At 61.1% G+C, this 12,559-nt stretch carries 11 protein-coding genes; 4 read left to right on the top strand and 7 right to left on the bottom strand.

What is annotated here, in order from left to right:
- The first annotated feature begins 1 nt into the window (after position 1).
- Genes argH through H0482_RS10640 form a run of 3 tightly spaced genes read left to right on the top strand, consistent with a single transcriptional unit; the run spans position 2 to position 3,473 of the window.
- Positions 2–1,510, top strand: coding sequence for an argininosuccinate lyase (gene argH / locus H0482_RS10650; RefSeq protein WP_193730043.1), 1,509 nt, complete (start codon positions 2–4; stop codon positions 1,508–1,510).
- The gene (locus H0482_RS10645) at positions 1,510–2,577 is read left to right on the top strand and encodes an ABC transporter ATP-binding protein (RefSeq protein ID WP_193730042.1); all 1,068 of its coding nucleotides are present in this window, start codon (positions 1,510–1,512) and stop codon (positions 2,575–2,577) included. Before argH ends, H0482_RS10645 begins: the two co-directional genes overlap by 1 nt.
- On the top strand, positions 2,574–3,473 hold the full coding sequence (locus H0482_RS10640; protein ID WP_193730041.1) for a carbohydrate kinase family protein: 900 nt from the start codon (positions 2,574–2,576) through the stop codon (positions 3,471–3,473). The genes H0482_RS10645 and H0482_RS10640 overlap by 4 nt, the downstream gene beginning before the upstream one ends.
- 99 nt (positions 3,474–3,572) lie before the next feature.
- Here H0482_RS10640 and H0482_RS10635 read toward each other — a convergent pair whose 3' ends face one another.
- Together H0482_RS10635 and H0482_RS10630 are read right to left on the bottom strand one after the other, a co-directional pair.
- Positions 3,573–4,463, bottom strand: coding sequence for an alpha/beta hydrolase family protein (locus H0482_RS10635; protein ID WP_193730040.1), 891 nt, complete (start codon positions 4,461–4,463; stop codon positions 3,573–3,575).
- A gap of 163 nt (positions 4,464–4,626) precedes the next feature.
- Positions 4,627–5,118, bottom strand: a complete 492-nt coding sequence (locus H0482_RS10630; protein ID WP_230989581.1) for a VanZ family protein — start codon at positions 5,116–5,118, stop codon at positions 4,627–4,629.
- Here H0482_RS10630 and H0482_RS16770 point away from each other — a divergent pair.
- A complete protein-coding gene (locus tag H0482_RS16770; protein ID WP_269144686.1) occupies positions 5,105–5,230 on the top strand; it encodes a hypothetical protein in 126 nt (41 codons plus the stop codon). The two genes, H0482_RS10630 and H0482_RS16770, sit on opposite strands and share 14 nt — an antisense overlap.
- A gap of 137 nt (positions 5,231–5,367) precedes the next feature.
- Here the strand turns inward: H0482_RS16770 and H0482_RS10625 are convergent, their stop codons facing one another.
- The 5 genes from H0482_RS10625 to H0482_RS10605 form a co-directional block, all read right to left on the bottom strand.
- Positions 5,368–6,012 (bottom strand): outer membrane protein, encoded by a 645-nt coding sequence (locus H0482_RS10625; protein ID WP_230989580.1) that lies wholly within the window; start codon positions 6,010–6,012, stop codon positions 5,368–5,370.
- A gap of 551 nt (positions 6,013–6,563) precedes the next feature.
- Positions 6,564–8,501, bottom strand: coding sequence for a hypothetical protein (locus H0482_RS10620; protein ID WP_193730039.1), 1,938 nt, complete (start codon positions 8,499–8,501; stop codon positions 6,564–6,566).
- Entirely contained in the window at positions 8,498–9,535 is a 1,038-nt protein-coding gene (locus H0482_RS10615) for an AAA family ATPase (RefSeq protein WP_193730038.1), read from the bottom strand. Before H0482_RS10615 ends, H0482_RS10620 begins: the two co-directional genes overlap by 4 nt.
- Positions 9,532–11,745: an integrase catalytic domain-containing protein gene (locus H0482_RS10610; RefSeq protein ID WP_193730037.1), complete on the bottom strand. Its 2,214-nt coding sequence runs from the start codon at positions 11,743–11,745 to the stop codon at positions 9,532–9,534. Before H0482_RS10610 ends, H0482_RS10615 begins: the two co-directional genes overlap by 4 nt.
- Positions 11,745–12,383: a TnsA endonuclease N-terminal domain-containing protein gene (locus H0482_RS10605; RefSeq protein ID WP_193730036.1), complete on the bottom strand. Its 639-nt coding sequence runs from the start codon at positions 12,381–12,383 to the stop codon at positions 11,745–11,747. The genes H0482_RS10610 and H0482_RS10605 overlap by 1 nt, the downstream gene beginning before the upstream one ends.
- Between the last annotated feature and the right edge of the window lie 176 nt (positions 12,384–12,559).

The following is a 12,559-nucleotide window of genomic DNA, read 5'->3' as shown; positions in this document are numbered from 1 at the left end:
AATGACCGATCCCCGTCTTTCCGATCATTCCGTCTTTCCGGACCCGGTTTACAAAGAGACCGTGCTGGCGCCGCTGTTCGACGGCGCCAAGAACCACCACGTCGAGGGCTTCCGCGCCATCGACCGCGCCCATCTGGTGATGCTGGCCGAAACCGGTATTGTCGCCCCGGATCAGGCCGGCGAGATTGCGCGCGCGCTGGACAATATCGATGCCGAGATCGATCCTTCGCGATTGGTCTATACCGGTGAGGTGGAAGACTTCTTCTTCCTCATCGAGAAGGAATTGAAGAAGCGCGTTGGTCCCGATCTTGGCGGACGACTGCATACCGCGCGCTCGCGCAACGATATCGACCATACGCTGTTCAAGCTCGGCCTGCGCGAGCGGCTCAATGTGCTGATCGGCAAGGCCATGACCCTGCATGCGGCGCTGATCGACGCCGCCGAGCGGGAAAAGGACACGCTGATCGTGGCCTATACCCATGGCCAGCCGGCGCAGCCGACCACGTTTGGGCATTATCTGGCGGCCATCATCGAATTTGTCGGCCGCGACATCGGGCGGCTGTTCGATGCCTATGCCATCGTCGATCTCTCGCCTATGGGCGCCGCCGCGATCACCACGACCGGTTTCCCCACCGATCGCGCGCGCGTTGCCGAACTGCTCGGCTTTGCCGCGCCGTTGCAAAATTCCTATTCCTGCATTGCCGGGGTCGATTATATCACTTCGACCTATTCGGCGATCGAGCTGATGTTCCTTCATCTTGGTCGTCCGATCCAGGACTTCCAGGTCTGGACCAGCTTCGAGGTCGGGCAGATTTACGTGCCCAATAGCCTCGTGCAGATCTCCTCGATCATGCCGCAGAAGCGCAATCCGGTGCCGATCGAGCATCTGCGCCATCTGGCCAGCCAGACCGTGGGCAGGGCGCATGCCATGCTGACAATTATGCACAACACGCCCTTCACCGACATGAATGACAGCGAGGGCGAAACCCAGTCCATGGGCTATGGCGCATTTGAAAGCGCCTATCGCGTGCTCGACCTGCTGGCGGCCTTGGTGGCACAAATTCGCATCGACCCGGCGCGGGTGGCCCAGAATATCCGCCGCTCCTGCATCACCATCACCGAACTGGCCGACAGCCTGGTGCGGCGCGAGGGCCTGTCCTTCCGCGAAGGTCACGAAATCGCCGCTGCCGTTGCCCGCGCCGTCGTCGCCATGGGCGGTGACCTGGTCAGCGACGGCTATGCGCCCTTCGTCGCTGCCTTCGAGAAGGCGACCGGACGCGCTTCCACTCTCGATGAAGCCACGTTCGCCGAACTGGTATCGCCCGAATATTTCGTTGCCGTGCGCACTCGTTTCGGCGGTCCGGCGCCGAAGCCGCTGCTGGCGGCGGTTGCCGGATATAGAAGGGACGCTGCCGCACTGGCGGATCAACACCAAAACCTGCTGCGCCGTCAGTCCGACGCCGCGCGCATGCTGAACGAGCGTTTCGACGCATTGAAGGGAAAAGCCTGATGGCCAAGATCGAACTTCAGGGCCTGGTCAAGGCCTATGGCAATACCCGCGCCGTCCATGGCATCGACCTCACTATCGAAGACGGCGAATTCGTGGTCTTTGTCGGACCCTCTGGCTGCGGCAAATCCACGACCCTGCGCATGATCGCCGGGCTCGAAGACATTTCCGGCGGCAATCTGCTGATCGGCGGCGAAGTGGTGAACCAGCGCGAGCCCAAGCACCGCAACATCGCCATGGTGTTCCAGAATTACGCCATCTATCCGCACATGACCGTGGGACAGAATATCGGCTTCGGGCTGTATACCTCCAAGCTCTCCAAGGCCGAGAAGCAGAAGCGGATCGAGGAAACCGGCAAGATCCTGGGTCTGGAAAAGCTGCTCGACCGGCGTCCGGCGGCATTGTCGGGTGGGCAGCGGCAGCGCGTCGCCATCGGCCGCGCCATGGTGCGTGACCCGGTCGCCTTCCTGTTCGACGAGCCGCTCTCCAACCTCGATGCGCAATTGCGCAGCCAGATGCGCATGGAGATCAAGAGCCTGCATCGCCGCCTGGGCACCACGATCGTCTATGTGACCCACGATCAGGTGGAAGCCATGACCATGGCCGACAAGATCGTGGTGATGCGCGATGGCCACATCCTGCAGGTCGGCTCCCCCACCGATCTTTACGAAAACCCGCTCGATGTCTTCACCGCGCGCTTCATCGGCAGCCCTTCGATGAACATGATGGAGGGCACGCTTGCCAATGGCGGCCTCTCCATCGACGGCGTTGGGGTGACGGGCCTGTCGCTGCCGGCTCATGAGGGCAAGGTTCTGGTCGGCATCCGTCCGCACGACTTGGTCGTGGGCGAGACGAGCGGCACTGGCATCTCCGGCACCGGTCTCGTGGAAGCCGTCGAGCCTTTGGGGTCGGAAACCCTGGTTCATCTCAAGCTCGGCCAGACGCTGGTGACGGCGACGGCTCCGGGCCGTGTCGTGCCCGCTATCGGCAGTACAGTGTCCGTTCATGCCGATGCCGGCGCTCTTTACCTGTTCGACGCAGCCAACGAAAAGGCTCTGGGTCGCGCATGACATCGACACGATCCAACGCCCGGGCTGTCCTCAGCCTTGGCCGCTTCTATTGCGATCTGGTGTTTCGCGGGCTGGATGGCATGCCCCAATTGGGCCGCGAAATCTTCGCGCGCGATTTCGCACTGACGCCGGGTGGCGGCGCGCTGATCACGGCGGCGCATCTGGTGGCTGGCGGCCGCAAAGCCGCGCTCGTCGCCCGCTTCGGCACCGATTCCCTGTCGACGGCGCTGGTCGGCGAGATCGAGGCGCTGGGGCTCGATCTGCAATTTCTCGACCGCCACGACAGTGCCGGTCCGCAATTGACCGTGGTGATGGTCAACGACAATGACCGCGCCTTCCTTTCCCGCCGAGCCGGGCATGCGCGCCCCGCCAGCTTCGAACAGGCGCTGGCCTGGCAGGATGCGGCGCATCTGCACATAGCCGAATATGCCACGCTGCACGAAATGCGCGACGCGGTCAGCGCGGCCAAGGCGAGGGGGCTTACTGTCTCCCTCGACCCCAGCTGGGATGACGATCTGATCCGCGACCCGCTGTTTTTCGAGCGCAGCACGGGCGTCGATATCTTCATGCCCAATCAGGAAGAAGCCCATGCCCTGACCGGCGAGGAAGACCCCCGCGAAGCGCTCGCCATCCTGGCTCGGCATTTCCCCATCGTCGCCCTTAAATGCGGCGGCGACGGCGCCATGCTGGCCGTGGGCGACGAGGTGTTTTCCATGCCGAGCCCGCAGGTTCGGGTCATCGATACGACCGGCGCGGGCGACGCCTTCAATGCCGGCTTTCTCGATGCCTGGCTCGATGGCGCCCAGCCCCAGGCGTGCCTCGCGGCGGCCATCGGCGCCGGCTCGCGGTCGGTACAGGCATCAGGCGGCACCGGCTCCCTCGCCGCTATTGCATAAGCTGGCGAGGGGCGGGGGCCTGGCGCTCGGTAAAGGTGCTGGAGCCCAAAAACCGCCGCGAGAAGGATTACTCCTCGCGGCTATTCGCGCAATGCGTCATCAACGAAGCGCGTCGGCGAAAAAGTCAGCAAAACTCTTTTCGACGAGTGCCGTGACTTCGGGCTGGTCGCTGTAAAAGCCATATCCGTGGTCTGCATCCGGAACCACAATGCTGGTTGCGTCTGGATAGGCCTTGGCAAGATCGGCAATGACGTTCGCGCGGATCACGTCGTCCTTGTCGCCGGAGACGACGATCATGGGGCCATCATAGGCGCCAATCACCTCCAGCGGCTTGGAGGCGATCATTTCATCGAACCATTGGCGGCTCAATTCCTGCGTCTGCCCCCATTGGGTAACGAATTCCGCAAAACCCTTCTCGCCACCTGACTCGGCATAGAGCCGGTCATATTCCGCCTGTCCGCCGAGGAAGCTCACCATCATGTCCTGGCCCCAATCGGCGGAGGGCGCCAGAAGGCCCATGGCGCGATAGGGAGTGCCCTCGGTGCCGCCGATGGTCAGCGCAATGCGCCCGCCCATGCTGTAGCCGAAAATTCCCAGTCGGTTCTCATCGACGGCGTAATTGTCGAGCACATATTGCAGGCTGGCATTCGAGTCCGAAATCATGTTCGACAGATAGCCTTCGGTGAAAGGCTCCGTGCTGTCTCCCGACCCCGGAAAGTCCATGCGGATCGTCAGAATCCCCTTGTCGGCGAGAGCTTTGGCTATGCCGCCGAAACCGCCGTTTTCCTGGCGACCGCCGCCATGGCCATGGTTCATGACCACGGCAGCAAAGGGGCCGTCTCCATCCGGCACCACCACGGTGGCCGGAACGGCGCGATCACCATTCTGGATTGTGACATCGGTAGACGTTTCGGCGACGGCGGCGCTGACCAGGCTCAAGGTGGCCAACACGCCGAGAGTGGGTAGAAGTCCGATATTGCGACGCTTCATTTTTCTGCCTTTCAGGCGGGGCAATTCTGCGCAGCGATGCAGATCGCCTCCGACAACGCAGGATGAGCGCATTCATTGGCCGTGTCCAGATTGTCGCCCTTCGCGCCTCGGGCAATTCGGAATTGCGGAAAGGGCAGGGTGACAGTCCCGCGCCGTTCTCGATTCAGAGCTTGTCCCGCAGGCTGATGAATCTGGCAAACGCCCAGCCGGTGGCGATGCCAAGGCCGCCGCCAACAATCTTGGCAACGAAGTCCGATGCCCGCGCGTGGCGGCCGGGAACCGCATATTGAAACACTTCCAGCGCCAAGGCTGCGCCGAAAGTCAGCAGGGCCACCAATAGAAGATGGCGCGGATAGGCGAGGGCAAAGGTCAAGCCAAGCAAGCCGAACGCCAACAGCCGCTCCAATTGCACCGGCGCGGCTGAAACTGGCCGCAGGCCGATCGGACCAAGCGTTACCACCAGAATGGCCACCAGCAGGAGCCAGGCCCCAATTCGAATAAGCTGTGAGTTCATTGCGACAATCGACACTATCATTCGTGACCATCTTGCTAACGGCGTGCCCGGCGCAAGGCAATCCGAACTGAATAGCCCCTGGATTTGTAGACGCCTTCTTCCCTGATTTCGAGGCAAGGAGGGCTTTTTGAGCAGCAGCAATTTCGCCTTGGAGTTCAAGCACGATGCAGCGCGCCAGATCACCGGGCAGGGCTATCCGGTTTCGCAGGTTTCGCAGCGTTTGGGGATCAGTGCGCTCTTGCTTCGTGAGTGACGCAAGAACTATGCAGCGCCAGTCGAGAATAGCGATGGGCAGGCCGAGGAGATCCGGCGGCGCATCGCCAGCAATTCTCGGCGCGCACCGTGTGCCAGTGCCTGCGCATTCGTCCCAGCGGCTTTTTCCACGGTCGGCTAGAAATGGAAATTTACACCGATGCGGGCAATATTGGCTCCCATCTCGACTTCGGTATTGGCAATGCCAGCCACCGGGAAATAGACGGCCTCGCCCAGATTGAGGTGAAGGTATTCTGCTTTCACGCTGACATTATCGCTGAGTTTCGCCTCGACGCCGGCGCCAACGGTCCAACCCGCATGAAATTTGGTGGATGATGCGCCGGGAGGCGGCAGATCATGCGTTGCGCCGCCACCAGCGATACCTGCGGTGAGGTAGGGCATGACCATGCCAGCGATATCCAGTCCCACGCGGGCGCGAACTGTGCCGAAATATTGCAATGTGTGCGTGGCGCCATTGATGGATTGGGACATATGGGCGCCCTGAAGGTCGGCTTCCACACCAAAGACTGCAGGGCCGGTTTGCAGATTGTAGCCAATCTGCGCGCCGCCATTTATCCCTCTGAGGGCGTCAAATCCCCCCATCACAGCGCCGCCCCTGGTGACTTCAGCATGCCCCATGCCGGCATTCACGCCAGTGTAAAAGCCAGTCCACGTGTCCATGACAGGTGTCGGTGCCGTCATTTGGGACGGCATGTTAATAAGGTCAGCCGCAAAGGCTGGGCTGACGCTTAAAGTGGCCAGGACAATGGCTGTTCTTTTCATAAGGTCACTCGATCAAAAAATTGGAATCACTCGGCCTCGTTCGTTGGAAACAGAGTGTGCTGGGAAGGCAGCCTAGTGATCGGGCGGGAGCCATAGAATAACCCAGTCAGGGTATTCATGCAGATGCCAGGGCTGCCGCGGCACCGTTTTTAGATAACCCGTGATGAGCGCACAAAAATTCAGGCCCAGTGGAAACGCAGAGCTTTCCCATATGTCGTGTACCATTGCATATGCCATGGCCCCGACGGACGTCTTCGGAAGCGCTCGGAAATCCTCGGCAAACAACGACATATGGCCTCCCCGAAAATTCAGGCAGGCAGCGCCTATGTCTTTTATTGATGATATGCCGGGGCTGTAAGAGTGCTACGGCTAAGTCTTTGATAGCACTCGAACCTGCGATCTAAGACTGCAACTGTTCCGGCTGTAAGACTGCAACGATAGTGAGGTTTCGGCTGTAAGAATGCAACGCTGTGCTTTGGGGTCAAACAGGAACGCCGTCGACGTTACACGTCGACGGCGTTAGCCATACCTCAGCGGACGAAGCGAAAAGCTCAGGCCTGGAGTATCCCCGTGCAATCCGAGCGTAGATAGAAACGACTTCTCTGGCCGGCGAAATCGAATGCGCTTGGCGGAAGATCCGGGCAGGAAGCCGACAGAGGTCCGCCCTTTGCCCACCCCAACGCCCGCTTCAGCTCCGGGGTCGAGACGTACTTCTCGGCGAACTGTTCAACGTCCTTGCGACGGAACATCAAAGGCCTGGTTTTGGCACTAGGCGACAGGATCTTGTTCTTGACCAATTGGGCGACGACGACGATGTCGGAGTCTATCATCTGCGCCGCGACTTGCGTCGTCACCTGGTCGGGAAGTGCAACATCGGTCCGAACAGAAGGGTGATCATGGAGCAGCGCAATGAACGCTGCCGGATCGGGAACCAAAACTTCACGCAGCCAGTCGGAGGGATCAGGTCGGCTGCATAGAACATGGGCGGCTCCGGACCAGATAAGATGCCAGGCAGCGGCACGGGGAAGCGGACGAATGCCGCTATTCCTCAGCACGGTGGCGACAGGGCAGAGGTCATCGCCTTCGGTCGACCTGCCGAGCCTGGACTGGAACTGCTCCATGAGCTGGCGGACAGCGGATCCCGAATAGCTTGTGTTCGCCTTGAGCAGAAGCGATGCAGGAGACTGGATGGGCTGGAGCAAACCAATCTTGCCAATGCCGTCCACCACGTCCATGCCCGCCCTCAGCATGGATGCTGCGAGTCCGATCGACACCGCATCCTTAATTACCGGGATCAACGAAGCGAACTCCTCCTTTGTCTTCGGGATTTTCTCGGAAGAGAGATCCCCCCCGGCCCGGATCACCGATTTCACATGTTTGACGAAGGTGCGCGTCCGGGCGTGATCGACATGGAACTCCCTGGTGAGGTCCCACGCCACTAACCACGCGAACGATCCGGCGCGTCGCCGACGGGTGACCTTGCGTATGTCCAGCCTCATGCCTTGCAGCAAGGATTTCGCGGAAAGAGAAATATGCGGGCATTTCACCAGACGATCGTAGCCCGTGCTGGCCATAGGTCTGTCGACGGTCCAGTGAGGAGCATCCTTCCTGGTCAGCGTGCTGTCCGACCAAGCATGGAAAGCCTCCACGCCACCCGCCAGCACCCTACCGGCTTCATAGAGCGCATCGGCATGCAGCGGCAGCGACGAGGGCAACAATGTTCCGGAAAGTCCCGAGGTCGCGAGCCCCATCTCGGTGAGGAGATGGAATATCTCGCTAGGCGCCAATCCCCGCCAGGGATCGGGGAAGAAGCGGACCGACTGCTCCCGCACTTCGGCACGTGGATCCAACAGGCCGGCCACGGCACGAAGAACGTCATGCTGCTCCTCCGGCACCATCGGTTGGCGGTGGTCGCGAAGGTCTGTGCATGGCAGCCCCCGCCCGTCGCGGCAGTGGTCACATTTCTCGGGACCGAACAGGTTGCGCCAGCGTAGCTTGTTTCCGCAGACCGGGCAGGTGTCGAGCAGCAGTTCCATGGTAGAGCTGTCGAAGGACAAGGGGCGTACATCCCAAAGGGCACGATGGTAGCGGTTCAACTCCAAAGCCATCGGCGAAACACGCCTTCGCTCGCGCTCCAGGAAGGTCAACCGCAGGAATTGCCCGTGGAAGTTGACACCACGAGTGCCGTTGTCTCCAATCCGCGCCGGGGGATGCAGGCGGAACCGGACCTCGTCCGTGCTGGTACCGAGTCGGGCAGCGAGGCCCTCGACCTGCGCGTCGGTGAGTTCCGAGCTGGCCATGAAATCGGGCCGGTTGCTCGCTATGCCGGCACGGGCGGCGGCTGCGCTGAAGTTGGAAAACACCGTGCGTCCGAACATACGGTTGAACAATCCGGCAAGACTTTCGTCGGGTTCAGGCTGCATGGTGATGAAGGCGGGAACGACCCTTCCTGGCTCGACGAGCTTGTCCTTGCTGTACCGCCAGGTCATTCGGCTGCCTTCATGCTGATGGCCTCGATCGCCTCAAGCTTCATCTGCGTCTTCTTGGACGCGCTGGTGCTGGCAAAGGGATCCGGGCCCGGCTTTTCGAGGGCGCGGTTCCAGGCGCGGAATGCCTTCGCCACATGGGTCCAGTCCAGCAGCTGGCCTTCTTCGAACGACTGTTCCAAGGCGATGCGAAGGATACGAACGACCGTCCCCACAACGCCCCGTGCCATGTCGTAGACGATGGCACGCGTCGCCACGTCGCCGATCATGTTGAGCGGCTCCGTTATCACCTTCTTGGCAAGCATCTCCTTCTCGAAGCGCCCCACGAATTGCATGAAATACTGCACGTCTTCGGGGTCATCGAGGGATGCCGGTCCGAAGTCGACGATGCGCTTCTGACGGGAATGGTTCTCGCTGAATTGCAGGAGCCTCTTCACCCTGTCGGTACCCACCAGAACCAAGCTGAAAAGTCCATCGTTGACGAAGCTCTTCATGGCCGTAGCCATGGAGTCGAGAAGCACGGGACCGGCGTTCTGGATCATGCTGTGGCATTCGTCGAGGATGACGATACGCGTCTTCCTGGCGCGAGCCTTCTCGAGCAGGTCCATGTTGACACGGGCCTCCGAGTAATCCCGCTGGCACAGGACCTCCTCGGAGGCGGCAATGTCCCCAAAGGCAAGCAGAATCGCCGCCTGAAGGTGACGGGTGGACTTAACGGAATTGCGGACCGTCACGACGAGCACCGGAACCTCGTCCGGTTCCAGGCGGGGGTCGGAAAGGACGGCATCCACATAGGTACTCAACGACTTGGTCTTGGTCGCACCCGAAGGACCGATCACCGGCAGCAGGTATAACTCTTCCGCTTTCAAGGGGCGCCCCCCGGCAGCAGCGGCCCGCTCCTGGTAGCGCCGGGACGCACGGGTGGTCTCATGCATGAGGTTGCCCAGGGCGGTGTGCAACTGGGTCTTGCGGGGATGGTCGACCAAGATGGACTCGAAAAGGTCCATCTTGCGGTCTTGTTCGGGGGTCCACGTCACTTCCACTCTCCGTCCAAGTCATAGGGATTGCGTTTGGGAGCCTTCGCCGCCGGCGGCAGGAAGAACCCCTTTTCTGGCTTGGCGGGTGGCGGGGCGGTCTCAGTCTCCTCCGAGGCAGTGGCACGCTTCTGCAAGGCCTTGCGCATCTTGGCCTTGGTCTTCTCGCCACCGCGCAGGGTGCTGACGGGTTTCTGCGAGGAATTGGCGCGAGTGAGCGCCGGCAGTTCTACAGGCTGGGCATTGCCATAGACCGAAGGCTCCGCCTCGGCGAACCTCACCACGCCTTCGATGACGGTGGGCGTCTCCTGGGCCATGCCGCGCCGGGCATCTGCACCGGTGCGCCGCGGGGTGAGCTGCGCCAGTTCTTCCCAGGCACGGCGCAGGCTATCACGGGCTAGGAGACGGTCCTCCTCGGACGAATACTCAAGGTCCAGTTCCTTGGCGTGCTCACGCACACGATCGGCAGCCCAGAAGCTGAGGCCACGGGTCATGGTCTGGTCCACGTTGGGCAGCGTCACGTATCGTTTAGGGTCAGCGCCTTCGTTCCAGACGTCGATCTTGCTGCAGTCCGCGGGGTTTATCTTGATCTTCACCCGTGCCCGGACCTGGCCGTAGGTCTTGGTGGTAAGGGACTTGATCGGCTGGAGGCGGACCATGTCGTTGAGGATTTCGGTGGTGAGTTCAGCGTCATGGAAGCGCATGTTGCGGTACTTGACGCCGGCACGGCTGATGGAGGCTTCGTCTACTTTCCCGAGCAGCTGGTCGAGGGCACCGAAGTCATCGACGAACTCGCGCCCGTGCCGCTCGATGCCCTCGTCCCAACGCCGTGCGGGCACGGCGTTGATCCCCTCGTGCAGCCGATAGTGGTACTGGTCGATGATGAAGCGATGCAGGAAATACTCGAGGTCGCGATGATAGACCGGCTTCTCGTCTTGAGGATTGAGCCGGGCTTTCCGCATGGTCGTCACGTCGTAAGGGACGGCAGCAGGTAGCTTGTGGAAGAAGTCGTTGAGCGTGTCGAAGATCTTCTCCCCGATGGCCTTGTGGCCGGGCGAGTGGATTGGGGAGTAATGAAGTTCGAAGCCGATGTCTTCGCCCGCATCCCTGAGGCTGCCCGACAGGTGCGACCAATCATTGTCGATCAGGATGGTGTTCGGCAGGATCCAGCAGTCGTATGGGCGCTGAATATCCGGATAAAGCGTCTTCACATACGTCTTGGGCATGAGGACGTGCTTGATGACCGTGGCCATCGAATAGATAGACGGGGGTTCCGCGCTCAGGAGGAAGCCGACGATGCAACGGCTGTAGACGTCGATGGCGACCGTCAGCGTCGGTCTGCCGAGCGGAATTCCGTTGTCGTCCAATAACACCCACGTGTCGACAACCGTGTGGTCAATGATAACGAGCTCACCGGGCGCCGTAGCGTCGAGGTGGGTGGAGACACCTTTCCATGCCTGGTTGGCCTCGTGCGCGGAATACTTCCTTGCGTGGTTCTCCTTGCAGTTGCTCGCCTTGATGCGGCGGTAGAGCGTGCTGGCGTCCTTGGGAGGGCAAAGCTTGGACAGCCCAGCCGTCTTGCGTTTCGCGTTTTCCTTCTTGAGCTCGGCGGTCAGGTAGGCCCAGGCATCCTTTTTGTCCCGCGAGCGCAGTTCCCAGTAGAAATTCACCGCGTCAGTCAGCATGTCCTCAATCGTCAGGTCGAGGCGCATGCGCTTGGTGCGGCCCCGCTTGGACATGAAGTCTTTCAGGCGGCGGGCTCCGGGAGCTCCATTCCGTTGGATCGCCCGACGCAGGGTATCGGCGGAAAACTCATGGGTGAGCCCCTTTCGTTGGGCATCCTCTCGCTTGCGCTTGATAAGCTTGTTCAAGCCGGCATTGCCGAGCCCGATACTGGTGTCGGCATCGAAGGCGCGAACGTAGAACTGCAGGGTTTTCGCACGCAACACGTCTTCAGGCTTCGCGTCCGGGGAGACCTCGTCGGCTTCGACCATCGGGCGGCCCTTGCGGTCGCGGCGATCACGCAGGCGAACTACCTCGCCGCGACCGAGCTGGTCTATCAGATCCGCCTCCGCTACCTGAATCTCCTTCCCGGTGCCATGGCGCTGCAGGAGCAGGATGCTGTCGGCAAGCTCGCGAACGAAGCGGTACATGCCGTCCGAAAACGCGAAAACTTCGTCGGTCCTGATCTTGAGGGTGATACCTTTTCCCATCACGATAACTCCATTTCGAGTGCGTCGAACTGGATGTCCGAGCCAAACAATTCAGGCAAATTGCGGAGCATCGAAGGGGGGCCGGGGTCGACGATGAGCTTGACCGGGGAATCGATCTTGATGCGGCGGGTCAGGTCGAGGAAGGCGGTGCGGCCCACGATCAGGCGGTGCAGCAGGGTCACAGCGTCACACGGCTCGTAGATCCCGCCCGCGGCAAGAGCCTCCACGGCCTTGCCGAAGGGAAGCGTACCCCCTTCGTGCTGGGCGGCCTCTTGGAAGCGCATGCGATCGGCGGTCGTCACACGGCGCTTGTTACGTAGGCAGATCATACGGGCGTTCGGCCAAAGGGGCTTGATCTCGAGATCCTTGTCCTGGGAAAGGCGGAGGAAACGCCAGCCGAGGCTAGCGTACACCTGCTCGGCCATGGCCAGCTTCTCGGCGTACCGCGACGAGAGCGTGAACTGCTCCTCTGTCTGCTTGGTCTCGACCACTTCGATCGTGCCATCCTCGGTCTGTCTGATCGCATCAGGAGTGTAGAGGAGGGCTTTGGCGCGATCGCTCAGCATGATCTCCAACCGATGAGGCTGATGCTGGTAGTCGACGATGCGGGGGTCGGCCTCGCAGATGCGCACGTGCATACGCTCGTGATCCGCTTCGCAGGGCTGGCCATAGCCGGCCTTAACCGATGGTGTTCCCCGTCAGCGCCCATGGCACAGATTGAGGGTTGAGCTTTAAGGAGTGTTTTGGTCTCGTCGTCTGACGAAGGAACCAAGATGACTGCTAAATCCCCGAGCACCAAAAAGCCTGCCGAGCA

The sequence above is a fragment of the Devosia faecipullorum genome, assembly GCF_015158295.1.
In the GTDB taxonomy this organism is placed as follows: Bacteria; Pseudomonadota; Alphaproteobacteria; order Rhizobiales; family Devosiaceae; genus Devosia; species Devosia faecipullorum.
This window is presented reverse-complemented; position numbering and strand designations above follow the sequence as displayed.